The organism is Roseivirga sp. (genome assembly GCF_965216855.1).
Classification (GTDB): domain Bacteria; phylum Bacteroidota; class Bacteroidia; order Cytophagales; family Cyclobacteriaceae; genus Roseivirga.
The window spans coordinates 2,611,369-2,635,583 of record NZ_OZ244204.1 but is presented as its reverse complement, the minus strand read 5'-3'; the positions used below and the strand labels follow the sequence as shown (position 1 = coordinate 2,635,583).

Here is a 24,215-nt window from a genome sequence, read left to right as displayed (position 1 = left end):
CAAATAGGGACTCATGACCAACAGAAGATCATTTTTTAGAAAAACCTTCCTCACCGCAGGAACACTCTCTCTTACCTCATTTTTTCAAAAATCACTGGCAGAAGATATCTCACAGGCTCTATTAGACCTGAATAATTTAAGCCCTGAAGCTGCCGCCCAGGACGAAGAACTATGGAGGCGAATTCAACAAGCCTACACTACATCTAACAGCATTATTAACCTGAACAACGGAGGAGTAAGCCCTCAGCCCAAAGTGGTTCAGGATGCCGCCAACAGGTATTATACTTATTGCAACGAGGCTCCTTCTTACTTTATGTGGAGAGTTCTAGACCAGGGAAGGGAACCGTTGAGGGCAAAGCTGGCTCATCTGGCCGGAACAGACCCTGATGAACTGGCTATCAACAGAAATACTACGGAGGCGGTCAATACAGTCATCTTTGGCCTTAATCTCAAGGCTGGTGATGAGGTCATCCTTACCAAGTATGACTACCCCAACATGATGAATGCCTGGAGGCAGCGTGAGAGGCGCGATGGCATTGTTTTGAAGTGGCTAGACTTTGATATCCCAATGGAAAGTGATGACGAAGTAGTTGCTAAGTTCAAAGCAGCCATAACCCCCAGAACCAAAGTGCTTCACATCACCCATATGATCAACTGGACTGGGCACATTATGCCGGTGAAAAGGCTTTGTGACTTGGCCAAAGCCAATAATCTTTATTCAGTTGTTGATGGCGCTCACACCTTTGCTCATCTTGACTTTAAAATAAGCGACCTGGGTTGTGACTTCTTCGGTACCAGCTTACACAAGTGGCTTTGTGCCCCATTCGGTACTGGTTTGCTATACATTAACAAACAAAAAATAAAAGATGTCTGGCCTCTGCTGGCTTCACCTGAGGGGCAGGAAGACAATATCAGAAAGTTTGAAAACATAGGAACCCGCTCTTTTGCCATAGAGCAAGCCATTGGCTCAGCCATTGACTTTCATCAAGCCATTGGTTCAGCCAGAAAAGAAGCACGCCTAAAATACCTTAAGCAGTACTGGGTAGATCAGGTCAGGGACATCGATAAAGTGAGGTTCTATACTTCCACAAAACCTCAATTCAGTGGAGCCTTGTTCAATTTTGGTATCGATGGAAAGGATGCCGGGCCAGTGCATAATTCACTTTTCAGCACACACAAGGTACATACCAGTCCCGTGAAGTATGAGAAAGTGAACGGACCCAGAATCACTCCACATGTATACACCTCTATATATGACTTAGATCGACTGGTTGAAGCTATTCATATGGCCGCAAAAGTATAGTTTCACTAACTTCGCTACGTGGCAAATCGAATTGCAATTATTGGCACAGGCAATGTCGCCTGGCACTTATCAAGGAGCCTGGAAAATGCTGGGCACCTGATCAGTCATATATATGATCGGGATTCTGAGAAGGCTCGTAAGTTTGGAATGGATTATTTCAACGCTACCACTGGTAGCAGTCTGAATATGTCTGAAATTGATGCTGAGATATTCATTCTGGCAATTGCCGATGACGCCATAGAGGACGTAGCCTCACGGATAAGCCTACCAAAAGAAGCTATTCTCTGCCATACCTCGGGCTCAAAGCCTCTTAGTACTTTGGGCTATGCCCCAACTGACAATGTTGGGGTCTTCTACCCTCTGCAAACCTTCAGTAAAGGGAAGGCGGTTTCCTTTGAGAATATTCCCATTTGCGTGGAAGGAGAAAACCGATTTACAACCGATGCCCTGCTTCGCCTCGGCCAATCCATTAGTGACAAAGCACAGGAAATATCGAGTCAGCAAAGGAGAGCTATTCACCTGGCGGCTGTTTTTGCCTGTAATTTCACTAACCACATGTTCACTGTGTCACAGAATATTATGCAGAATCAGTCCCTCGATTTTGAGATGCTCAAACCACTCATTGCTGAAACTATTAACAAGTCTTTTGAAATTGGTCCTAAACGAGCCCAAACAGGACCTGCTATTAGGGAAGACCTCAAAACGCTGGACTTACAATATGAGTCTTTGAAGACTGATCCGGAACTGGCTGAAATTTATCGACTTATATCTCAACATATTATAGATTCATACTCGAACTGAAATATCTTTGCTGCGTAAATAAGCGCAATGCGAGTCGCTAAGATTTTCAGACCATCATTTATCTATAACTACCTCAAACTCATTAGAGGTATCAATCTGTTCATTGTAGCACTGACACAATATCTTACGGCCTTATTTCTTTTAACCGACCGAGGAGATTGGTCTGAAATCTTTAGGGACCTCAACTTTTTCCTCATGGTATCCGCAACAGTAATGGTCACCAGTGCCGGATACCTCATTAATGACTACTATGATATCAAAATAGACTTTGTCAACAAACCGGAAAGGGTTGTGGTTGGTAAAGCACTAAGGAGACGCTGGGTCATCTTCGGTCATTCTGCACTCAACATTACGGCTATTGCCATTGGTTTTTTTATTTCGATACAGATTGGAATAATCATGTTTGGCGCGGCATTCATGCTGTGGCTGTACTCGAACCAATTGAAGAGACTTCCCTTTATTGGAAATTTTGTCGTGGCTGTCCTCACCGGAACAACTCTGATATTAGTAGCGGAATACTTTCATCAAAGGGCCTACATTATTGCCTGCTACGCCATATTCTCTGCATTTATCACCCTAATCCGTGAAATCATAAAAGATACTGAAGACATGAAAGGTGATGCGCGATACGGGTGTAAAACCATCCCCATTGTACTGGGTGTGGCCAGGACCAAACAAATTATTTATGCCATCATGATCGCCTTTGAAATTACAGTGATCTGGTTGCTTTGGGACTTGTCTTATATACTGCCAGTCATTCTCGCCATTACTTTATTACTTTTGGGACTTGGTGTCCAAAGAGCAGACACCATCAAAGATTTTCACAACCTCAGCACTTACTGCAAAGTGATTATGCTTTTAGGAGTGCTAAGTATGATTTGGATATGAATAAAAAGAGACTTTCAATTTTTGCTTCTGGGAGTGGTTCCAATGCTGAAAAATTCTTTGAGCACTTCAAAAGTCACCCAGAGATTGAAATCGTTTCGATTTTTACCAATAATAAATCGGCCGGGGTGATTCAAAGAGCAGAACGCTTTGGAATACCTCATCACATCTACAATCGTACTTATTGGGAAACCGGAGAAGTGATTATTGACATTCTCAAACATGAGCAGGTAGACTTTATAGTTTTGGCTGGTTTCATGCTTCTAATTCCGGGACAGCTAGTCAGTGCCTTTCCCAATCGAATATTTAATATCCATCCTGCCCTGCTACCCAAATACGGTGGCCAAGGCATGTACGGAATGAACGTGCATAAAGCGGTAAAAGCAGCAGGAGAAACTGAGTCAGGACTTACCATTCACTTTGTGAACGAGGCATATGACGAAGGACAGATTCTCTTTCAGGAAAAATGTCAACTCGATTCGACAGATTCTGCCGAAGACATTGCTGCCAAAGTGCTCAAGCTGGAGCACAAAAATTATCCAAAAGTGGTTGAGCAAGAAGTTCTCAAATCGATATAAAATCCCTAGTTTTGCGACTTACTTAATTCCCCTTCGTAATGTCGCAGGTAAAAATCCAATCCGCATTAATCTCAGTATTTTACAAAGACAATCTCGCTCCTATCATTGAGCTGTTGAAAGCCAATGGAGTGACCATATACTCCACTGGTGGAACTCAGAAATTCATTGAAGAACAAGGTGCTGAAGTAGTCCCTGTTGAAGACCTCACCAGCTACCCTTCAATTTTCGGTGGCAGGGTAAAAACACTTCACCCAAAGGTCTTTGGCGGTATTCTTCATAGAAGAGATAATGAAGGTGACATTGCCCAGGCTCAGGAATTTGAAATTCCTTCAATCGATTTGGTCATTGTAGACCTTTATCCATTTGAAGAAACGGTAGCCTCTGGTGCTGCTGAGCAAGACATCATTGAGAAAATAGATATCGGGGGAATCTCTCTTATCAGAGCGGCTGCCAAGAACTTCAAAGATGTACTGATTGTATCAAGCAGAGAGCAGTATCCTGCTGTCGAAGCTTTATTGAAAGAAAAGAATTGTGCAACAGATATGGCTGACAGGAGAAGGTTTGCGGCTGAAGCCTTTGATATCTCTTCTCATTACGATTCAGCTATCTTCAATTACTTCAATCAGGAAGAGAACCTTGACAAATTTAAGGTGAGCGAAAGATCAGGAAAGCAACTGAGATACGGTGAAAACCCTCATCAGGAAGGTCACTTCTATGGTCCATTGGAAGACCTTTTCGATCAGCTGAACGGAAAGGAGCTTTCATATAACAACCTGGTAGATATCGATGCTGCTGTCTGCCTCATCGAAGAGTTTGATGATTCTGAAAATGCTTTCGCGATACTAAAACACACCAATGCCTGTGGAGTATCCATTGGTTCTGACGTTAAAGATGCATACCTGAAAGCTTTTGCAGCCGATACAGTCAGTGCTTTCGGTGGTGTGCTGGTTTCTAATCAGCCAATCGATATGGCTGCTGCTGAAGAACTCAACAGCCTTTTCTTTGAAGTACTCATTGCTCCAGGATTTGATGCAGATGCTCTTGAATTACTCAAAGGCAAGAAGAACAGAATATTGCTGGTTAAAAAGCAAAATTTAACCGCGAAGAAACAATATAAGAGCCTTTTGAACGGTGTTATTGTTCAGGATAGAGACCTGGTAACCGATCAGGCTGCTGACTTCAAAACAGTAACCAAAAAAGAGGTTACCGAAGCTCAGAAAAAGGCTCTCGTATTCGCTTCCAAAGTTTGTAAACATACTAAGTCAAACACCATTATTCTGGCGACAGAAAATCAAATGTTGTCCAGTGGTGTGGGACAGACTTCAAGAGTTGACGCTTTAAAGCAGGCTATTGAAAAAGCCAAAGCGTTTGGATTCGAGTTGAACGGAGCTGTTATGGCATCTGATGCATTCTTCCCATTCCCTGACTGTGTGGAAATTGCTCACGGTGAGGGAATTGACGCTGTTATCCAGCCTGGTGGATCAATTAAAGATGAATTGTCCATCAACTACTGCGATGAACACGACATGGCCATGGTATTTACCGGCACAAGACATTTTAAACACTAATTTTGATTAGGCTAGGTTTTGATGAATCATTACATTAGTCGAATTATTTAAACGACAAGGAGACCAACTCAAATGGGTTTTTTCGATTTTCTAACCAGCGACATTGCCATTGACCTTGGAACGGCCAATACGCTGATTATTCATAGAGACAAAATCGTGGTAGACGAGCCGTCTATCATCGCAATAGATAAAAATACCAATAAGGTTTTAGCCATTGGTAAAGAGGCCATGAACATGCACGAAAAAACGCATGAAAACATTAAAACCATCAGGCCTCTGAAAGATGGTGTTATCGCTGACTTTGAAGCAGCAGAAATGATGATCAAGGGGATGATCAAAATGATTGACCTGAAGAAAAGGAGCTTTATGCCTTCTTCTCATCGTATGGTCATCTGTATCCCTTCAGGCATTACGGAAGTAGAAAAGCGTGCTGTACGTGACTCTGCCGAGCACGCCAATGCCAAAGAAGTCTATATGATTTACGAACCAATTGCAGCAGCCATTGGTACCGGAATCAAAATCGATGAACCTGTAGGTTCCATGATTGTAGATATTGGAGGTGGTACAACCGAAATCGCTGTTATCGCATTAAGCGGTATTGTTTGCGACCAGTCTATTCGTGTAGCAGGAGATACCTTTACCAAAGACATTCTCGATTATATGAGAAGACAGCACAACCTGCTCATTGGTGAAAGAAGTGCTGAAAAAGTAAAAATCGCTATCGGCTCTGCTTTGACTGAGTTGGAAGATGCTCCGGAAGATTATGAGATCAGAGGTAGAGACCTGATGACGGGTATTCCTAAGGTGATCAAGATTTCTTATTCTGAAATTGCTTTCGCACTAGATAAGTCAGTATCCAAAATAGAAGAAGCTGTGCTCAAAGCCCTGGAGATTTCGCCACCAGAACTTTCTGCCGATATCTACGACAGAGGAATTTATCTGACAGGTGGAGGTGCTATGTTGAAAGGACTGGACAAACGACTGGCCCTGAAAACCAAGCTGCCAATTCACATCGCAGATGATCCGTTAAGAGCTGTAGTCAGAGGTACCGGAGAGGCATTGAAAAACATCAATTCATACAGAGCAGTTTTAATGACATAATCTGAATGAATGGGTCAGCTACTTTCATTCCTATATCGATTTAGGGCATTTTTTACCTTTTTGCTCCTTGAGCTCATTTGTGTTTGGCTCATCGTACGGCATAACGATTATCAGAGAAGTAGTTTCACTAAGACCACGGCAGGTATCTCAGGTTCGATCAACGAGTCGACCAACAATATCTCTGAGTACTTCAGTCTGAAGAAAGTCAATAAGCAATTAGCTGAAGAAAATGCCAGGTTACGCTCCCTCTTGCTGTCGCAAGAGACCTTGCCAACAGACAGCCTTGTCGAACCTATTTTGGTAGCCAGTGATTCTCTGGACAGCCTGACGTTCGAACTCATCACGGCTGAGGTCATTAGAAACGATATTCGTAATACCAATAACTTCTTTATGTTGAACAAGGGCAGCTCTGATGGCCTTGAAGAAGGAATGGGGGTAATTAACTCTTTTGGAGTCGTTGGGAAAATCAGAGGGGTAAGTAAGAAGTTTGCCGAGGGTATTTCTTTACTCAATACTAAAAACCCAATTTCTGCTAAGCATAAAGCGTCAGGAAGAATGGGGACTGTGCTTTGGGAAGGTGTAAATCCGCAGGAAGCCAGGCTACTTTATCTTACTCCTGATATCAGGATTGAACCGGGAGATACAATCGTCACTTCCGGCTTTAACCCCATTTTTCCAAAAGAAGTAATGATTGGAACGGTGGTTAGTAGCTCACCAGACAAGAACAATACGTACCTGAACACGGTAATCAAATTGAGTGTAGACTTTGGAAGTCTTTCTTATGTCTATGTCATTAAAAATTATGATAAGCCTGAACAGGATTCTTTAATCATCGCAAACGAACAACTATTCCAATGAGCAAGCATGCCCTGCTTCTTATTATATCGTTTATTCTGTTGATGACCGCACAGGTCTTCATCTTCAGAAACTTTGTGGTTTTTCAGGTTGGATTTTCCTTTGTCTATCTACTCTTCTTGTTAAGCTTACCCAGTGAAGCCGGATTTACAGGAGGTATGGTGCTGGCTTTAATCAGTGCTTTAATTGTAGACTTATTTTCTCAGACGCTGGGCATACATGCTTCAGCAGCCGTCTTTATCATGTTCATCAGACCTTTCTGGATGGGCATAATCCTCCCCAGAAGTGGTTATGAAGTGAATGACCTGATGATCTTGAATAACTATGGAGTTCAGTGGTTTTTGGCCTATGCTGCCCCTCTGATATTTTCTTATTGCTGCATTGTCTTTTTTATTGAGGCAGGTTCAGCACAATTCTTCTGGCATACTATAACAAAGGCCCTGGTTTCCACCGTTGTAACATTGGTATTTGTTGTCTTTACGCAGTATCTTTTTTATCCGAAATCCAGCTAGGCCATGTTAGAAAACAGAAGATATATTATTCAGGGTATTTTCATTTTAATTGGAGTCGTTTTCCTGGTTAAGCTTTTTGCCTTACAGGTTGTAGATAAAACCTATCAGATGAAGGCCGAAAGGAACATCATTCATACCATCACTGAGTATCCCTTCCGAGGATTGATGTATGACAGGAACAACAAGCTGATTGTTTACAATGAGCCCATTTATGATCTGATGGTAGTACCCAGAGATGTTTCTGTTAATGACACTACTGAATTCTGCCAACTGTTCGAGATTACCGAAGAGGAGTTTGTGGCTAATATGAAGAAGGCCCGGTCCTATTCTCCTGTGAAACCCTCTGCTTTCCTAAAAAAGCTTTCGCATGAGAAGTATGCCAAAATTCAGGATCATATGTATCAGTTTGGTGGCTTCTATGTGAATCCCAGAACGGTAAGAAGGTATACCCAACCTATTCTCGCTAATGAGGTCGGTTACATTGGAGAGGTAAGTCCACAGGATTTAGAAAAAGACACCACAGATTACTACAAATCTGGAGATTACAAAGGCATAACCGGCCTGGAGGAGCACTATGAAGAAATACTTCGGGGAGAAAGAGGTGTTAGCCGAAAAGTCGTAAACGTTAACGGCATCGAGAAAGGTAATTATCGCAATGGTGAACTGGATACTGCTTCTATTCCAGGCAAAAACCTTATCACAACCATAGACCTGGACCTTCAGGCCTATGCGGAAAAACTAATGGCCGGGAAAAGAGGCAGCGTAGTGGCTATTGAACCTTCAACAGGGGAAATACTGGTGATGGTTTCTGCCCCATCTTATGACCCTAATCAGCTATCTGGAAAGAACTTTGGTAAGTATTTCGATGAAATCAAAAATGACACTACAGCTCCATTATTTAACAGGGCCATTCAAGCGAAATATCCTCCCGGATCAATCTTTAAAACAGTTCAGGCCCTCATCGCACTCGATGAAGGTGTAATAAATACAACTGATCCTATTAAGGTAAATCTGAATAATCTCGGAGATCATGCTCCTGCCGGTCTGTACGATGTATCTCGAGGGATTGAGTATTCTTCCAATAACTATTTCTGGGAGGTGATGAGACGAACAGTAAACCAGGGGCTTTCCAGCAGCTACTTTACAGATACTCATATCGGCATGGAGAAGTGGGCTGAAGCGGTTAGAAAATTTGGTTTTGGAAACAAGCTTGGTCTTGATATTAAGGGTGAAGTTCCTGGAACTGTCCCTGATGCCGACTATTACCATAAAATATACCCTAAGGAAAAAGGAAGCTGGGCATATAGTACCATTTACTCTTTATCCATTGGGCAAGGTGAATTAGAGGTAACACCTCTTCAGGTAGCCAACCTGGCCGCCATTATTGCCAATAGGGGTTATTATTATACTCCGCACCTTGTGCGGGAGCTGGAAGATAATGGAGAAGTGACTCAACTGGAGTTCGAAAAGCACTATACCGGTAAGGGAGATGACTACTACCCGGCCATTATTGATGGCATGACCAAAGCAGTGAAAAGGACTGCAGGAAGAGCCGTTATTTCAGACATTACCATTGCAGGAAAAACAGGGACAGCCGAAAACGGTGTTAAAGATGAGACCCTGGATCACTCCGTGTTCATGGCTTTTGCGCCAGCAGAAGACCCTAAAATTGCCATCGCAGTCTATACCGAAAACTCCGGATGGGGTGGTGGTGCATCTGCTGTTACGGCAAGTCTTATTATTGAAAAGTACATCAGGGGCTATATTAAAAAGACCTGGTTCGATAAAGAGAAGTACATTCTCAATAAAGAATACCTGATAGGATTAGAAACTGAAAATTGAGACGAGAGGGCGGACTTTTTGGAGACCTGGACTGGCTGGTTGTATTCCTGTATTTTATACTGGTTACCTTAGGCTGGTTCAATATTTTCGCCTCCGTTTATGATCCTGTTCAGGAGCAAAGCATTTTTGATCTTACTCTGGAGTCGGGTAAACAATTACTCTGGATAGGCACATCGGTTATACTGATTACCGTCATTCTTCTTTTGGACTTCAGAATTTACGAGTCCTTTGCTCCTATCCTCTATTTTGTAATGGTCTTGTTACTAGCGGGAGTTCTGGTATTTGGACGAGAGGTGAATGGGGCCAAAGCCTGGTTCGAAATTGGAGCCTTCAGGCTTCAACCTGCTGAATTTACCAAATTGGCCACAGCCTTGTTCATGGCCAGGTATGTTTCTACCAACCATGTTAAACTCACCGATTTCAGTACCCAGGTAAAGGTGTTGTTAATGATTATCATCCCTATTGGTCTGATTCAATTACAGCCAGATACAGGATCTTCAATGGTTTTTGCCGCTTTACTCATTCCTCTTTACAGGGAAGGCTTTCCTGCCATCTACCTGATTCTGGGAATCAGTATAGCCGTACTTTTTATACTTACTCTTCTGCTTCCACAGCAATATATCTTTATCGGTATCGGCACATTAACGCTACTGGCAATCCTGTTTCAGGAGAAAACAAGAAAGAGAATTTTCGCCACCTTAATTATGACCATTGTTGTCTCAGGTTTCGTACTGGGGACAGACTACTTTCTAAATGAGGTACTCAAAGAATATCAAAGAAAAAGGATTGAAGCCATTTTCCGTCCTGAGCTAGTAGATCCTCAGGCAGAGGGTTGGAACCTGGAGCAGTCTAAAATTGCCATTGGTTCCGGTGGTTTTTCCGGCAAAGGTTTTCTGGAGGGAACACAAACCAAGTTTGGTTATGTACCTGAACAGAGTACCGATTTTATCTTCAGTACCCTGGCAGAAGAACATGGCTGGCTGGGTAGTGCTGTCATGATTTTCCTTTTTATCGCACTCATATTAAGAATAGTTTTTATAGCTGAACGGCAAAAGTCAAAGTTTGCCCGATTCTATGGCTATGCCGTGGCAGGGATAATCTTCTTTCATTTTACCATTAACATCGCCATGACCATAGGGCTCTTCCCGGTTGTTGGTATTCCTCTGCCATTCTTTAGTTATGGGGGCTCTTCACTATGGTCATTTACCATTATGCTCTTTGTCTTGCTCAAAATTGATATGCATAGAGCTCAGGTGCTTTCAAGAAGTTAAATTTTGAGATATTAATTTCTTGCTCTGTTATACTGATTTCTGATAACTGATAGTCGACTTAAGAAAACCGTCTCTCCAACACTCCCATGAAAGCTTCAACTTCCTCGCTATCCATATCCCAACCATCGTTGAAAGCATTGGCTCTATTTAGAGCGTCCTGAAGGCTCATGGCCTGATCAATAGCTGCAAAAGCCTGTTTCATACGGGCATTATCGCCATGAAAGAGGTTATTCTGGAACATGAACTTTTCATTAAGGGTTAAGCTGGCCTCAATTGACTTGTTGACTTTTCGTTGAAGCTTTTCCGCCAGAGTCTGTCCTTTCGAGGATGATTCAAATCGATCGTTCAGTGTCGATGCCTGTTGCTCATCAGAAGCCTTTCGCACCGGCTCAGGTTGGGATGGCTTCGCAGGTTCAGGCTGAACCTCCTCTTTTGTCTCTTCAACCGGTGGAACCATTGGTTCAGGAATTGGCTTGGGCTCTTCCTTTACATCGAACAATGACTCCAACACCTCTAATGAATTTAGTTTATCTAAAAATGCCTTAGGATCGATTTCTTCCCGATCCGTGGCTTTCAGATCATCATAAGCCTGAAGAATACTGGCCTTCGTATCGAAGTCTCCAATCTGTTCAATCAGGTTTTTAAAAAGCTCCCGGTTATTCTTAATGTATTTAAGTTGAAGCTTAAAATCCTGTGGTTTGGCAGACCGGTCCAACACATGCTCAAGAAAGAGCCTGGGTTCAAAAGCGATAAGAATTGTATCGGAAATAGCCTGGGTTAGTATCGGTTGTAAGTGATGCCTGTCTATGCTAATATGGTTAGAAAGTACATTCATGAAGTTCTTCAGTGCCTCCTTTACCTTCTCATGCTTAAAATCAAAATAAGGGCTCTCCAGTTTCTCAACCTCCTTTCTCCATTGAGTAAATAAAGATCGAATGAGAAAGGAATTGACCTGCCTTGAATTGGTCAGGGAAATCAAATGTTCGCCATCAATTTTTGTATAATTTTGAAAGGTTTTATCGCAAATGGTTTCGCCAATTTTCTGGCTAACCGAAGGTACTTCTGACTGTTTTAGTTGATAAAGCATGTACGGCAGTTTTTCAAAGTTAAATTAAGCATAATGCCCAAAATCCTAATCCGAAATCTAAACAATACACTAATAGATGTTCCATCTAGTAACGACTCTATTCTTAAAATTATTCATGACAATCAAATAGATTGGATGTTTGCCTGTGGAGCAAAAGGTAGATGTACCACTTGCAGACTTGTTGTTCACAAGGGCATGGAGCATTTTGGTGAGCTCAAAGAGTCTGAGCAAAAGTTCAGCGATTTGGGTAGATTGAAGGAAAATGAAAGGCTGGCCTGTCAAAACACACTGAATGGAGATATTGAAGTGAGTGTTGCCGAACAAAATAAGTTTCCACATTTAACCTATACGGACTAACATGTTCATTGAACCGCAAAGCAATATTCCGGGAGAACATACTACAGGTAGTATCGAGGTCATCTGTGGCTGTATGTTTTCGGGGAAAACAGAAGAGCTGATTAGAAGACTCAGGCGTGCCACCATTGCCAAGCAAAAGGTTGAGATCTTTAAGCCGGCTGTAGATACGAGGTATGATGATGAAGACGTGGTGTCTCATAATAAGACAGCCATCCGCTCCACCCCCGTTCAGTTTGCCTCTGACATACTCTTACTGGCTGGTGATAGTGACGTAATCGGAGTAGATGAAGCTCAGTTCTTCGATCAGGAAATTGTAGATGTTTGCCGTAAACTAGCGAACAATGGCAAGCGGGTCATTGTAGCGGGACTCGATATGGATGCCAATGGTCAACCCTTTGGCCCCATGCCCTTCTTACTGGCCATAGCAGAGTTTGTCACAAAACTCCACGCCATTTGTGCCATAAGTGGTTCACTGGCCTCGTTCTCTTTCAAACTGACCGATAGTGAGAAAACCGTTGAGTTGGGTGAACAAGATATTTACCAGGCCAGGAATAGAAAGTATTTCTATGAAGGTCAAAAGGAAAAAGCAACGCTCAAAAAGCCAGGTGGGAAAGCATAAATTCATCTACATCTTTGCCATCATAGGCCTGTTGGTTAGTCCTGCGATATTTGGCCAAAACACCCCTGTATTGGGTTGGAAAACCCATTTCAGCTATGACCATATTCGTCAACTTTCACTGGGCTCCAATCAATTGTATGCTGCTACCGAGAATACCATTTTTGCCATAGATCGTGAAGAAGGGAGTGTTGAAAGACTCAATAAAATTAATGGATTAAGCGATGTGGGAATAGGAGCCATTCAGCTTCTTAATGATGGTGAAACCTTAATTATCGGCTATAATAATGGCAATATTGATATTGTAACCCCTTCCAGCGTCAACAACATCACCACGGTGCTCGACTTTGAAACTACTCAATCTAAGCGCTTTTCATCCATTCAAATCGATGGTCAGCTGGTCTACATGGCCGGTGGGCTTGGTATCATTGTTTATGATCAGAATCAGAATGAACTTCGTGAAGCTTATCAGAATCTTGGTCCGGGTGGAAGTCCGTTAGCCATCAATTCCGTAAAGATTTTTAACGATAGCATTTTCGCAGCAACCGACAACGGTCTTATGGCTGCCAGTCTGGCTTCTAGCATCAACAGGCAGGATTATAATAACTGGGAAAGAAGCCTGGAAGGAATCCGTTTTGAGCACTTGGCCATAACTGATTTCGGCTTTTTTGCATCGAGCGAGAATGACCTGTTTCTCCGACAAGGTGACGATTGGATCTTTTATCAGAATTTTTCAAATACGATCAGCTCACTTGAAAGTGTGGGTAATGAACTCCTGGTCGTCACCTCCTCAGAAATCATATCATTAACCGAGTCAGACCAAACCACTATTTATACCAGAGATAACTCTTCATTTAGTATCAATACGGTTTTGACTGAAGGCTCCTTCCTATGGATTGCCACAGAAGGTACGGGTCTGCTGAAACTGGCCAGGGGAACAACAGATCCCGTGTCTTTTAATATCAATGGCCCTTCTGTAGATATCTCATATAAAGCTGAGCGATTTGGGAAAAATATCTACACAGTCCCTTCTTCATTTACCAACCTGAATGACGAGCACACGCTCAACTGGTATGATTATAATGAAAATACATGGAAAAGCCCTTCCTTAGTCACTACCTCAAATACACCTATCGGTCAGATAATAGACGCCCTTGAACTGAACCAGGAAACCTACTTCGCTTCATTTAATCAGGGCTTGTTTAAACTGGACGGTTCCCAAGCACTTATAGACCCGAGCTCAGGCCCTGAATCAATCGACAATAGTTTTAACCTAAGCTCCATTACTACAGATGAAAATGGGCTGATCTGGACAACATTCTACGATCGGTCAAACTCAATCTTCACTTATGACCCTTCCAATGATTCCTGGCAAAACCATAGCCCTGATTATCCATTGGCAAGATTCTCCACAGATCTTTTCATTGGCCCTAATGGGGACAAATGGCTTACGGTAGACCCTGAAGAAGGAGGTGGTATTGTCGTGTTTAATGAATCTTCCAACCGTGAGAGATACCTGAACCGAAATGGTGGGCAGGGAGGATTACCCTCAAATGAGGTGACGGATATTGAACTGGATCAGGACTTCTTTGTATGGGTGTCGACAAGCCAGGGAGTCGCATTTTTCACTAATCCATTTACCATATTGGAAGGAGGCTCCCTAACAGCCTCGGTGCCCATTTATGAGAACAGGCTTTTGCTGCGCAATGAGTACATCACAGATATGGCCATTGATCCTGCCAACAGGAAGTGGTTTGGAACCCGAAATAACGGCATTTGGCTTTTCTCTTCTTCGGGTGAAGAACTCATCTACCACTTTACTAGTGATAACAGCCCCCTTCCATCCAATCTGATTCTTTCCGTAGCGATTGAACCCCAGTCAGGCGAATTACTCATTACCACTGACAAAGGGGCTATTGCTTTCAGAAGTGATGCTACTGAAGGGACAGACACGCATCAAAATGTTAAGGTTTATCCCAATCCTGTTTCTCCTAGTTTCAATGGTCAAATAGTCATTGAGGGGCTTGTCAACAATGCGCAAGTCAAAGTAACAGACATCTCGGGTAAACTGGTGAAGGAAATTAGGGCCAATGGCAGCACCGCCATCTGGAATGGCAGAGACCTTAATAACTCGAGAGTTAAGTCTGGTGTATACCTGGTTTTTAGTGCCAGTAGTGATGGCCTGGAGACTTATGTGACCAAAATTGTTGTCATCTAATGCTGCATCATACTCAAGGCATTGTGCTTGGCACCATCAAATACAGTGAGACTTCCATCATTGCGCGCATATTCACCCGGAAATTCGGGATGCAATCATTCATCGTGAATGGGGTAAGGAGTAAAAAATCGAGAGGTAAAACTGCCCTTTACCAACCCCTGAGTATTCTGGATATGGTAGTTTATCATAAACCGGATAAAGACATTCAGCGTATTTCGGAAGCTAAGTTTCAGGTTAGCTATCAGAGCATTCCTTTCGACCCAACCAAAAGAGCCATTGGTATTTTTCTGATGGAGATATTCGGCAAAGTGTTAAGGAATGAATCTGAAAACGAAAATCTCTTCGACTTCCTTGAGCAAGCCCTGATCTATTTCGATCATCAATCTGAAGCACTGAACAACTTCCACCTACAATTATTACTTAAAGCCACCACCTTTTTGGGATTTGGTCCGGAAGATGGAAAAGACCTTATTCATCAACTGGAAGAAGCGGGTTATCATTACAACCTGGTTAAAGATGAATTGGCTCTGCTCGATCGGTTGATGAACGAAAATATTGGGGCAGCTATCAGTATCCCCAATAGCTTCAGGAGAGATGTGTTAGACCATATCATCAAATTCTACCAAAGTCATACAGATAGTCTGAAAGAAATCAAATCAATTGAGGTATTGAAAACCATTATGACTAGCTGAATTCAACACTTATTGCTTATTTTGAATCTCAAACGTAATACTCATGAGCTCAATTCTATACGATGAAGTCCCTTCTTTGGACTTAGCACATTTCACCCAGGGTACAGCGGAACAGAAGGCTGCCTTTGTTCAGGCATTGGGAGACGCCTACAACAACATCGGTTTTGTGGCTATAAAGAACCATGGCCTGACTGATGAGATGACTGAAAAGCTTTACTCAACCATCAAGAAATTCTTTGCTATGCCTGACGAGGTGAAGCAAAAATATGAAGTTCCGGAACTGGCCGGACAAAGAGGATACATCGGAAAGGGAAAAGAGCATGCCAAAGGTAGAAGCACTGGTGATTTAAAAGAGTTTTACCATGTAGGCCAGGATGTAACCGATGGTGATCCTATCAAGGAACAATACCCTGACAACATCTGGCCGGATGAGATTCCTGAAATGGAGTCCATTGCTCTTGAGGTTTATAAAACCCTGGAGGCTGCCGGAGTGAAAATGCTTCAGGCCATTGCCCTCTATCTGGAGCTTGATGAGCACTACTTTGACAACAAGGTTCATAACGGGAACAGCATTCTAAGACCGATTCATTACTTCCCAATCGAAAATCCTGATGAGGTTCCAGCTGACGCAGTAAGGGCTGCTGAGCATGGAGATATCAACCTCATCACACTGTTGATGGGAGCTAGTGCGGATGGTCTTCAGGTATTGAGAAAAGATGGTGAGTGGATTCCCATCACTGCCCTTCCAGAACAGCTTGTGGTGAATGTGGGAGATATGCTCTCCAGACATACCAATAACAAATTGAAGTCTACTATCCACAGGGTAGTAAACCCTCCAAAAGAGAAAATGAGTACATCTCGTTTCTCTATACCATTCTTTATGCACCCGAGGTCAGAAATGGATCTGACTTGCCTGGAAAACTGCATTGATGAGGACAATCCGAAATTGTACGAAGACATTACTGCAGGCGAATTTCTGGAAGAGCGTTTACGTGAGATAGGCTTAAGAAAGAAATAAGCCTTGGGAGCGGTTAAGCGCATCCGATATTTCATCTTTCTTAAAGATGTATTTCTACTGGCCATCAGTGCTTTTGGTGGTCCGCAGGCTCATCTTGCTATGCTTCTCAAAATTATGGTGAAGAAGCGGGGTTATATCTCAGAAGAAGAACTGATGGAACTCTATGCACTTTGCCAGATTCTACCGGGACCAACTTCAACTCAAACCATTACAGCGATTGGATTCAGAATAGGAGGCGCCAACCTGGCTTATCTGACTTTGCTTGTCTGGATGATTCCGGCTGTAGCCATAATGACAACAGCTGCCATTCTGGTCGATAATTATCAGACCAAGAACTTCTCTCTCGAATTCACCAAATTTATCCAACCCATGGCGGTAGGTTTCATTAGTTACGGAGCCTATGTCATTGCCTCCAGAATGGTTACCACCAAAACGGCCGGAGCACTCATGGCTCTTTCCGCCATTGTCACTTATTTCATCTCTAAGCCGGCTGCTCTCCCTATTGTCTTGGTTTTTGCAGGAACGCTTACTGCCTTCAAATACAAGAAGCAGGAAATTGAGGTGAAGGAAAAGATTAAAATCAAATGGGGAAATTTCACACTTTGGGGTCTCGTACTTATTGCGGCCGCTATTCTCGGAGCCATTACCCAGGACAGAATTGTATTGCTCTTTGAGAATTTCTATCGTAATGGTAGTTTGATCTTCGGAGGAGGACAGGTTTTGATCCCCTTCCTCAACAAAGAGTTTGTGGAGTTCAAAGGTTATTTGAGTTCTGAGGAATTCCTATCGGGGCTGGCCATGGTTCAGGCCGTTCCCGGACCAACCTTCTCGGTTAGTTCCTTTGTAGGAGCACTTTCCGTACGCGACCTGGGAATAGGGGGGCAAATCCTGGCAGGTTTTATAGCTGCCTGCGGTATATTCCTCCCAGGCACATTTCTGATCTTCTTTGTTATCAGGTTTTGGGACAGCCTCAAGAAGTACCGTGTGGTACGCGCTTCATTAGAGGGTATTCACGCAGCGAGTGCGGGCATGGTGGCCGCAGCAGCCTTCCTCCTGTTCGAACCTATAGACAACTCTGTGCTAAACGTCTCGGTAGTAATTGGGACCTTCCTACTGCTCACTTATACCAAGGTGCCTCCACCTTTAATCATTCTGGCTGGTCTTCTGGCCGGATTCTTGATTTAGACATATTTGAGATTCAACCTTTCAGGCGTAATGTTTAATTGAGCATTCTGATGGAAAATCAATGGTACATTTCGTTTTTCATGACCTGCCGGAAAACCAAATACTTTTGGGCAACTCAGGTGATCAAAGTAAGAACTGATCAATTCGTTTAAGCTCATACTGAAGTAGCCATTAGAATCCTTCACATTTGTAAAGTCTCCAACCAACAAGCCCTTGAGATCATTCAACTTACCTGTCCTTTTCAGTTTATTAAGCATTCGGTCTACCGAATAGAAATCTTCTCCAATTTCTTCAAGGAATAGAATTCTTCCGGCAGTATCAATCTCATTACCTGCCCCAATAGATTCATAAATCAGACTTAGGTTACCCCCTGTTATTTGAGCCGAAGTAGTTCCTTCTATATTATGAGAATTTGGACTCAGATCAATTTCAAAATCGTGCTGTCCAAAGAGCAAGTTCCTGAGGAGAGCATCAGACGGCTCATCCTGCCCCAGAGTGTAAGCCATGGGCCCATGTACTGCGGGGATAAATAACTGACCCGCTTGTAGCAGGAAACTGGTTAAATCACTGAAGCCTATGGTCCACTTAGGAAATTCTTTAAATGCCGTAAAATCAATCTGGTCCAAAATACGAGTAGTGCCATATCCTCCCCGAGCAAAAACAATGGCTTTAATCTCCGGTGAATCTAATGCCCATTGCAAATCCTGAAGCCTTTGTTCATCTGTAGCGGCAAAGTAATCTGAATCGGCACTCAGGAATTGACCTCTATGGACTTTCAACCCCCAACTTTCCAACAACTTCACCCCTTCATCAATAGACTTCTCCAGTCTCTTGGCTGTGGCCACAACTGCTATTTGATCTCCTGATTGAAGGGGGGTTAACATGAATTGAAAATAAAAAAACCTCTTCGAATGAAGAGGTTTTGGCTTAAATATGTTTTTTAATCTTAGTTGCCTTTGCCGGTGTCAGTACCAGATATTGGTGCTGCACTGTCTTCCGGCTGATTCTGAGGCATTGGAACACCTAATTTTTTGAATACTAATTCAGTCACATCCAAAGCTTCATCAGCGGCCAAGATAATACCTGCTGAGCTACCGATTCTTGAGTTCAGGATCATAGCAAAACCATTTTCTTTTCTCACTTCTTCGATCGCATCCTGAACCTTAGAATAAACAGGGTTCATTTTTTCAGCTTGTTTTACAGCGTAAGCCTGATCTGCCTGAGCTGTGAATTTATCGAGCTGATCTCTGAGGTTGAGGATCTCGTTCTCTCTTTCCTGCAAAACCACTGTATTGGCATTAGGCTGTTGAGCCATTTGCTGTAGTTGGGTATACTTAGTCTGGAGTTCCTGTTGTTTAGTTTGAATCTGAGTGCCTAACTGCGTCTGGTAAGTTTCCAATTCGGAAGAAATTCCTTCAATCTCTGGCATATTATACACTATGTACTCTAAGAAAGTATATCCAATCTTAAATTCCTGAGCTTTCGCTGCTGCTGTTACCAGAACAAAAGCCACCATCACTAAAAATTTACGCTTCATCTTAACTTATTTAATGTTTTAGTTTCCTTTTTGTTGAGCTCCCAGTTCTTCCAGAATAAACTCTGTATAATCATGAACCGGGTTGCTGTATGTTATCCCTACATCGGCTGCCTTATCAAACATATAATCCAGCCCGTATTTCTTTGCTACTACTTCAACCGCCAGGTTGACTTTCGTTCTAAGCGGTGTCAATAGTTCATCTACTTTTTTATAGTAGAGTCCGTCAAAACCAAAAAGCTCTGTGTTTTTGTTGATTGCCTCCTGGTTCTTAGCCTCAATGGCCTTCTTCCTGTCTTCAATCATAGCCGGAGTAAGCAAAACCTCGTTAGCTCTTAACTCGGCTCTCATCTTTTCCAGCTGATCATACAAACTTCGTACCTCTTTGTCGTAAGTCTTGGCGAGTGCTTCCAGCTCCTTTTTCTTTTCAGCATATTCTGGAAGCTGATTTAAGACATATTCGGAATCATAATGTCCAATCTTCTGCCCATAGCCGTTGCCCTGAGCCAGCGCAAAATTAGAGATTAATGTCAATAATGCTACCGTGGATAATAATTTGTGCATAGCCTACCTAATTTGTTGTCCTATAGTGAAATGCACCTGAGAACCACCCACAACAGCAGGAGTCAGTGAATCATCCTGATCGAAGCCATAAGCCCAATCAATACCTAACAAACCAAAGGCTGGTAAGAACACTCTTGCTCCTACTCCGGCAGAACGGAACAGATTTCTTGGTGAGTACTCACTGAAATCAATCCAGGTATTACCTGCTTCTCCAAAGGCCAGCAAATAAATGGTAGATGTTGGCTGTTTGGATACAGGGTATCTCAATTCTGCTGTAAACTTGTTATAGATGATACCTCCTCTAAAACCGGTTTCCGGGTCAACAGGGTCAATCACGTTATCTTCATAACCTCTTAACGCAATTATATCCTGTCCAATTATAAAGTTATTAGCACCGTTCAGACCATTACCTCCCAGAAGGAATCTCTCAAATGGCCCTGAATCTGTTCTTTTAGAGTATGTACCAATGAATCCTAAGTGTGCTCTGGCGTTGATTACAAACTTATCATTCAACGGAATGAACATGGAGTAATCAAGCATCCACTTATGATACTCTACCTTCTTATATCTTTCACTCTCTGAAATCTCCGGTCCATAATTATCCGGGCTAATGACTGACCACGGAGGAGTCGCATTGATTGCCAGGGTGAATTGAGAACCGTATGATGGATAGGTCGGCTGGTCAATATTACTTCTTGAGATTGTCGTATTGAATGTTAAACTGTTTGATCTACCACTAGAGAAGCCAAGGGTGTTACCAAAGTTTGATACTTCATAAAACTGGTATCTGATACTATTCTGAATCTGGAAGTAATCATCAGGCCATGTTAACCTTCTACCCAAACCGATTGAGAAACCGGTTGCCTTTAGGAAGCCCAGTACTTCATTGTTATTGAAGAAGTCGATACTACGGTTGACGGTTCTGTTCACACTAACGGTGAAGTTGTTTGGTTTTCTACCGCCCAACCACGGCTCGGAGAACACAAAGCTCAGGTTTCTGAATCGTCTACCATTAGACTGAACCTGAACAGAAAGCTTTTGCCCATCTCCACTAGGATAAGGTCTCCATTTGTCCCAATTGCCAATATTACGGATAGAGAAGTTATTCAGAGAAAGTCCTACCGTACCGACAAAGCCAAACGGTCCACCAAAACCACCAGATAGCTGGATTTGGTCAGAAGACTTTTCTACCAGGTTGAAGATGATGTCCACAGTACCATCCTGAATATTAGGGATTGGCTGAGGGTTGATTTGCTCCGGATCGAAATACCCTAACTGACCTAACTCTCTGATAGTTCTGATCAGGTCTCGTCTACTGTATTTCTGTCCTGGCAAGGTTCTGATTTCTCTCAATACTACATGATCAGAAGTTCTGTCATTCCCTTTCAGTATAATTCTTTTGATAGTCGCCTGCTCTCCTTCATACATTCTCATTTCGAGATCGATAGAGTCATTTTCGGCTCTAACCTCTACTACATCGAGTTGGAAGAATAAGTAACCATCATCCTGATAAAGAGACATGATATCATCACCGCTTTCATTATCGAATTGGGTTCTCTGATCTATCTTTTGCTTGTTATAGATATCTCCCTTATTGATGCCTAGTTTCTCAGTCAGGTATTCATCGGTGTATTTGAAGTTACCTACCCAGTCTATATTTCTGATGTAATACTGTGTACCTTCATCCACCTCAATGTTGAGATCTATAAAATCTTCACTCACCTTGGTTACCTCGTCTGAGACGATCTCTGCATCTCTGTAACCCTTCGAGTTATAAAAGGCTACCAAAGCATTCTTATCTTCCCTGTATTTGGCCTCGATGAATTTGGAGCCTTTCAGAAAGTTGAGTTTCACATTGTCATTAATGAACTCTTTAAAGTCCTTGTTAGATACCTCATAAGTTGAATCAAGATAGGCCCCAATAGTATTAGGCCTTGTATTAAATACTTGCTCAAAAAGGCGATTCACCAACCAGAAACGAGGCTTCTCTTTGGTATTTCTCATAGCCTTTTTCAGCCTGGAGTTGTCAAAAGAGTCATTACCTTTAAAATCAATCTTATTGATTTTAACCTTGGCTTTCCTGTCAACAATAAACTTCAGGTTAACACCATCACTTAAAAGGCTGTCTGAATTCTGTTCAGTTTGAACGGTTACGTTAAGAAACCCTTTCTCAATGAAATACTTTCTGATAACCAATTCAGAGTTTTTAATCAGAGGTGCACTAGCCACTTTACCAACAACACCCAATTGATCTTTCAACTCGGAAATTTGTCCTGATCCAACACCCTCAACTGAATAATTCAGGATACGTGGTCTTTCGGTAATTTTTACTTCGATAAAGGCTCTGTCACCTTCAGTCTTCGTCAACCAGAACTGCACATCGGCAATAATTCCCTGATTCCAGAGCTTCTTAATGGCTTCTGATACCTGGCGGCCGGGAATACCAATACGGTCTCCCACTTTAATACCGGCAAAAGATATTAATGCGCGCTCATCAAGGACATTCAGCCCTGTGAACTTGATATCTGCTACTTCAAATACTTTTGGGTTAGAATAGTCGATTTGAACTCCCTCACCAGCGTTCACTCCATATCTTACCTGTGACCACAAGCTGCCTACGGTAATCATCAAGAAGGATACAACTACAAATACTTTTCTCATTCCCGAACTCACTTCTTTAATTGCTCGCTAGTTTTTCCAAATCTTCTTTCTCTTTCCTGATAAGAAACTATGGCTTCATATAAATGCTCCCTTCGGAAGTCTGGCCATAAAGTTTCGGTTATAAAGAACTCAGTATAAGCCATTTGCCATAAAAGGAAGTTGCTTATACGTTGCTCACCACTTGTTCTTATTAACAACTCAGGATCAGGTATTCCCGAGGTAACCAAGTATTTGTCTATCGTATCTTGACTAATTTCTTCAGCTTTCAGTTTACCGGCCTCAACATCTAAAGCCATTTGGCGGGCAGCCTGTGTAATATCCCAACGACCACTATAGCTAAGCGCCAGTACAAGGGTCATTCTTTTGTTGTTACTCGTTTTGGCAATAGCCTCCTCGAGTTCACGCTGACATTTTGGAGGCAGGCTAGCCCGATCTCCAATTGATTCTAAACGAATATCGTTGTCAGTCAGTGTTTTAATTTCAGAAGTCAGGGTCGAAATCAGAAGCTCCATCAATGCGGTAACTTCAAACTTTGGCCTATTCCAGTTCTCTGTTGAAAATGCGTAAAGCGTCAGGTATTCTACTCCCAATTCGGCACAACCTTCTGTCACATCACGCACGGCTTTTATGGCACTTTTGTGCCCAAACACGCGGGCAGCACCTTTTTTCTTGGCCCATCGGCCATTACCATCCATGATTACGGCAATATGCTTTGGAAGACTATCCTGCTTGATTTTTTCCTTCATCTACACACTTCTCGAAAAATCGAGTGCGAAGGTACAAAAATGAACCAGCATTTTAAATGCTAATACACTCTTTGTCAACCAGATTAGAAGAAGGGCTTCCAACAAACAATCTTGTAGAAGGTATAGCTCAGGGAAATAGAAGTGTTGAACATCCAGTCATCATCGTTGGGATTTCCTCCTACATAATTCTTAATGTTCGGATTATTAACTGATACATTATCGATAAAGTCGGAGTTGGTCTTGATCGCTGAAGTAGACAATCCCAGAACCCATCTCCGATCCAGACGCAGTTTGACACCTATGCCCACGGGTATTCTCAAGTTCATTCCGGTGTCGTAGCTATTGAAATCCTGGTCCTGACCTTCCATACGATAGAGACCGGCTCCAAAGAATACATATGGCGTCCAATACTGCTCCAGTTTCTCATTTCTATAATTTAGAAAATGATACTCAAGCAATAAATCAGTCATTACAAAGCTACCATCAAATGAGGCTCTTCTGTTAGCTGAAAATACGTCAAAGGCTTCATCGTCTGCACCTTTTATCTTACCAACACCGGCAGAGATTCTGTAACTCACCCCTTCATTGAGGTGTTTTCTGATGAAGAACTGTCCGCCAAGAGCATTATTGCTGAAATCATATTTTCTCACCACATCACCAACATAGTTGTTGGCCCCAATCTCAATACCTATTTCAGACAATTGAGCCCAGCTGGTCAATGAGAGTAACGCGAAGGAGAAAGTGAGCAATAATTTGCTAACAGACAGTTTATCCGTACGATATGTGCGCAAGCTAGACAACTGAAGAATATGTTTAATTGT

The 24,215-nt window shown here is 42.5% G+C and carries 23 protein-coding genes; 16 read left to right on the top strand and 7 right to left on the bottom strand.

The annotated features are described in order from the left end of the window. Positions 1–13: 13 nt before the first annotated feature. The 10 genes from ACOOEY_RS11645 to rodA all read left to right on the top strand — a co-directional run bounded on the left by ACOOEY_RS11645 (position 14) and on the right by rodA (position 10,716). On the top strand, positions 14–1,303 hold the full coding sequence (locus ACOOEY_RS11645) for an aminotransferase class V-fold PLP-dependent enzyme (RefSeq protein WP_420384888.1): 1,290 nt from the start codon (positions 14–16) through the stop codon (positions 1,301–1,303). A gap of 18 nt (positions 1,304–1,321) precedes the next feature. Next, a complete protein-coding gene (locus tag ACOOEY_RS11640) occupies positions 1,322–2,104 on the top strand; it encodes a Rossmann-like and DUF2520 domain-containing protein (RefSeq protein ID WP_420384887.1) in 783 nt (260 codons plus the stop codon). A gap of 27 nt (positions 2,105–2,131) precedes the next feature. Next, positions 2,132–2,992: a geranylgeranylglycerol-phosphate geranylgeranyltransferase gene (locus ACOOEY_RS11635; protein ID WP_420384886.1), complete on the top strand. Its 861-nt coding sequence runs from the start codon at positions 2,132–2,134 to the stop codon at positions 2,990–2,992. Then, complete coding sequence (locus ACOOEY_RS11630) at positions 2,989–3,567, top strand: phosphoribosylglycinamide formyltransferase (protein ID WP_420384885.1); 579 nt, start codon at positions 2,989–2,991, stop codon at positions 3,565–3,567. The genes ACOOEY_RS11635 and ACOOEY_RS11630 overlap by 4 nt, the downstream gene beginning before the upstream one ends. A gap of 38 nt (positions 3,568–3,605) precedes the next feature. After that, positions 3,606–5,135 (top strand): bifunctional phosphoribosylaminoimidazolecarboxamide formyltransferase/IMP cyclohydrolase, encoded by a 1,530-nt coding sequence (gene purH, locus ACOOEY_RS11625; RefSeq protein ID WP_420384884.1) that lies wholly within the window; start codon positions 3,606–3,608, stop codon positions 5,133–5,135. 72 nt (positions 5,136–5,207) lie between these two features. Continuing rightward, on the top strand, positions 5,208–6,236 hold the full coding sequence (locus ACOOEY_RS11620) for a rod shape-determining protein (protein ID WP_189628630.1): 1,029 nt from the start codon (positions 5,208–5,210) through the stop codon (positions 6,234–6,236). Between the two features lie 9 nt (positions 6,237–6,245). Beyond that, positions 6,246–7,094, top strand: a complete 849-nt coding sequence (gene mreC / locus ACOOEY_RS11615; protein ID WP_420384883.1) for a rod shape-determining protein MreC — start codon at positions 6,246–6,248, stop codon at positions 7,092–7,094. Further along, a complete protein-coding gene (locus tag ACOOEY_RS11610; RefSeq protein WP_420384882.1) occupies positions 7,091–7,603 on the top strand; it encodes a Rod shape-determining protein MreD in 513 nt (170 codons plus the stop codon). The genes mreC and ACOOEY_RS11610 overlap by 4 nt, the downstream gene beginning before the upstream one ends. 3 nt (positions 7,604–7,606) lie before the next feature. Then, positions 7,607–9,445: a penicillin-binding protein 2 gene (mrdA, locus tag ACOOEY_RS11605; protein ID WP_420384881.1), complete on the top strand. Its 1,839-nt coding sequence runs from the start codon at positions 7,607–7,609 to the stop codon at positions 9,443–9,445. Further along, positions 9,442–10,716, top strand: coding sequence for a rod shape-determining protein RodA (gene rodA / locus ACOOEY_RS11600; RefSeq protein WP_420384880.1), 1,275 nt, complete (start codon positions 9,442–9,444; stop codon positions 10,714–10,716). The genes mrdA and rodA overlap by 4 nt, the downstream gene beginning before the upstream one ends. A gap of 58 nt (positions 10,717–10,774) precedes the next feature. On the opposite strand, the gene ACOOEY_RS11595 is transcribed toward rodA, so the two are convergent. Beyond that, positions 10,775–11,803, bottom strand: coding sequence for a hypothetical protein (locus ACOOEY_RS11595; RefSeq protein ID WP_420384879.1), 1,029 nt, complete (start codon positions 11,801–11,803; stop codon positions 10,775–10,777). A 33-nt stretch (positions 11,804–11,836) separates the two neighbouring features. Here ACOOEY_RS11595 and ACOOEY_RS11590 point away from each other — a divergent pair, with 33 nt between their 5' ends. The 6 genes from ACOOEY_RS11590 to chrA are packed head-to-tail and all read left to right on the top strand — an operon-like array spanning position 11,837 to position 17,889. Next, positions 11,837–12,160, top strand: a complete 324-nt coding sequence (locus tag ACOOEY_RS11590; protein ID WP_420384878.1) for a 2Fe-2S iron-sulfur cluster-binding protein — start codon at positions 11,837–11,839, stop codon at positions 12,158–12,160. Between the two features lies 1 nt (position 12,161). Then, the gene (locus ACOOEY_RS11585; protein WP_420384877.1) at positions 12,162–12,779 is read left to right on the top strand and encodes a thymidine kinase; all 618 of its coding nucleotides are present in this window, start codon (positions 12,162–12,164) and stop codon (positions 12,777–12,779) included. Continuing rightward, on the top strand, positions 12,766–14,994 hold the full coding sequence (locus ACOOEY_RS11580; protein ID WP_420384876.1) for a T9SS type A sorting domain-containing protein: 2,229 nt from the start codon (positions 12,766–12,768) through the stop codon (positions 14,992–14,994). Before ACOOEY_RS11585 ends, ACOOEY_RS11580 begins: the two co-directional genes overlap by 14 nt. Then, positions 14,994–15,686 (top strand): DNA repair protein RecO, encoded by a 693-nt coding sequence (gene recO, locus ACOOEY_RS11575; protein WP_420384875.1) that lies wholly within the window; start codon positions 14,994–14,996, stop codon positions 15,684–15,686. The genes ACOOEY_RS11580 and recO overlap by 1 nt, the downstream gene beginning before the upstream one ends. A gap of 43 nt (positions 15,687–15,729) precedes the next feature. Continuing rightward, positions 15,730–16,704: an isopenicillin N synthase family dioxygenase gene (locus tag ACOOEY_RS11570; RefSeq protein ID WP_420384874.1), complete on the top strand. Its 975-nt coding sequence runs from the start codon at positions 15,730–15,732 to the stop codon at positions 16,702–16,704. 3 nt (positions 16,705–16,707) lie between these two features. After that, the gene (chrA, locus tag ACOOEY_RS11565; protein ID WP_420384873.1) at positions 16,708–17,889 is read left to right on the top strand and encodes a chromate efflux transporter; all 1,182 of its coding nucleotides are present in this window, start codon (positions 16,708–16,710) and stop codon (positions 17,887–17,889) included. Here chrA and ACOOEY_RS11560 read toward each other — a convergent pair. The 6 genes from ACOOEY_RS11560 to ACOOEY_RS11535 all read right to left on the bottom strand — a co-directional run bounded on the left by ACOOEY_RS11560 (position 17,886) and on the right by ACOOEY_RS11535 (position 24,194). Then, the gene (locus ACOOEY_RS11560) at positions 17,886–18,773 is read right to left on the bottom strand and encodes a S66 peptidase family protein (protein WP_420384872.1); all 888 of its coding nucleotides are present in this window, start codon (positions 18,771–18,773) and stop codon (positions 17,886–17,888) included. The two genes, chrA and ACOOEY_RS11560, sit on opposite strands and share 4 nt — an antisense overlap. 62 nt (positions 18,774–18,835) lie before the next feature. Next, positions 18,836–19,426, bottom strand: a complete 591-nt coding sequence (locus ACOOEY_RS11555; protein ID WP_420384871.1) for an OmpH family outer membrane protein — start codon at positions 19,424–19,426, stop codon at positions 18,836–18,838. Positions 19,427–19,444: 18 nt separating this feature from the next. Then, positions 19,445–19,987 carry an OmpH family outer membrane protein gene (locus ACOOEY_RS11550; protein ID WP_420384870.1) on the bottom strand — a complete coding sequence of 181 codons (543 nt, stop codon included), beginning with the start codon at positions 19,985–19,987 and terminating at the stop codon, positions 19,445–19,447. Between the two features lie 3 nt (positions 19,988–19,990). Further along, positions 19,991–22,648 carry a BamA/OMP85 family outer membrane protein gene (locus tag ACOOEY_RS11545; RefSeq protein WP_420384869.1) on the bottom strand — a complete coding sequence of 886 codons (2,658 nt, stop codon included), beginning with the start codon at positions 22,646–22,648 and terminating at the stop codon, positions 19,991–19,993. A gap of 8 nt (positions 22,649–22,656) precedes the next feature. Beyond that, positions 22,657–23,394, bottom strand: a complete 738-nt coding sequence (locus tag ACOOEY_RS11540; protein WP_420384868.1) for an isoprenyl transferase — start codon at positions 23,392–23,394, stop codon at positions 22,657–22,659. Between the two features lie 83 nt (positions 23,395–23,477). Beyond that, a complete protein-coding gene (locus ACOOEY_RS11535; RefSeq protein WP_420384867.1) occupies positions 23,478–24,194 on the bottom strand; it encodes a DUF6089 family protein in 717 nt (238 codons plus the stop codon). Between the last annotated feature and the right edge of the window lie 21 nt (positions 24,195–24,215).

Coding starts and splice junctions, on each gene's coding strand:
- ACOOEY_RS11645 (WP_420384888.1), top strand. CDS start 14: ATGACCAACAGAAGATCATTTTTTAGAAAAACCTTCCTCACCGCAGGA.
- ACOOEY_RS11635 (WP_420384886.1), top strand. CDS start 2,132: ATGCGAGTCGCTAAGATTTTCAGACCATCATTTATCTATAACTACCTC.
- ACOOEY_RS11630 (WP_420384885.1), top strand. CDS start 2,989: ATGAATAAAAAGAGACTTTCAATTTTTGCTTCTGGGAGTGGTTCCAAT.
- purH (WP_420384884.1), top strand. CDS start 3,606: ATGTCGCAGGTAAAAATCCAATCCGCATTAATCTCAGTATTTTACAAA.
- ACOOEY_RS11620 (WP_189628630.1), top strand. CDS start 5,208: ATGGGTTTTTTCGATTTTCTAACCAGCGACATTGCCATTGACCTTGGA.
- mreC (WP_420384883.1), top strand. CDS start 6,246: ATGGGTCAGCTACTTTCATTCCTATATCGATTTAGGGCATTTTTTACC.
- ACOOEY_RS11610 (WP_420384882.1), top strand. CDS start 7,091: ATGAGCAAGCATGCCCTGCTTCTTATTATATCGTTTATTCTGTTGATG.
- mrdA (WP_420384881.1), top strand. CDS start 7,607: ATGTTAGAAAACAGAAGATATATTATTCAGGGTATTTTCATTTTAATT.
- ACOOEY_RS11595 (WP_420384879.1), bottom strand. CDS start 11,803: ATGCTTTATCAACTAAAACAGTCAGAAGTACCTTCGGTTAGCCAGAAA.
- ACOOEY_RS11590 (WP_420384878.1), top strand. CDS start 11,837: ATGCCCAAAATCCTAATCCGAAATCTAAACAATACACTAATAGATGTT.
- ACOOEY_RS11585 (WP_420384877.1), top strand. CDS start 12,162: ATGTTCATTGAACCGCAAAGCAATATTCCGGGAGAACATACTACAGGT.
- recO (WP_420384875.1), top strand. CDS start 14,994: ATGCTGCATCATACTCAAGGCATTGTGCTTGGCACCATCAAATACAGT.
- ACOOEY_RS11570 (WP_420384874.1), top strand. CDS start 15,730: ATGAGCTCAATTCTATACGATGAAGTCCCTTCTTTGGACTTAGCACAT.
- ACOOEY_RS11560 (WP_420384872.1), bottom strand. CDS start 18,773: ATGTTAACCCCCCTTCAATCAGGAGATCAAATAGCAGTTGTGGCCACA.
- ACOOEY_RS11555 (WP_420384871.1), bottom strand. CDS start 19,426: ATGAAGCGTAAATTTTTAGTGATGGTGGCTTTTGTTCTGGTAACAGCA.
- ACOOEY_RS11550 (WP_420384870.1), bottom strand. CDS start 19,987: ATGCACAAATTATTATCCACGGTAGCATTATTGACATTAATCTCTAAT.
- ACOOEY_RS11545 (WP_420384869.1), bottom strand. CDS start 22,648: ATGAGAAAAGTATTTGTAGTTGTATCCTTCTTGATGATTACCGTAGGC.
- ACOOEY_RS11540 (WP_420384868.1), bottom strand. CDS start 23,394: ATGAAGGAAAAAATCAAGCAGGATAGTCTTCCAAAGCATATTGCCGTA.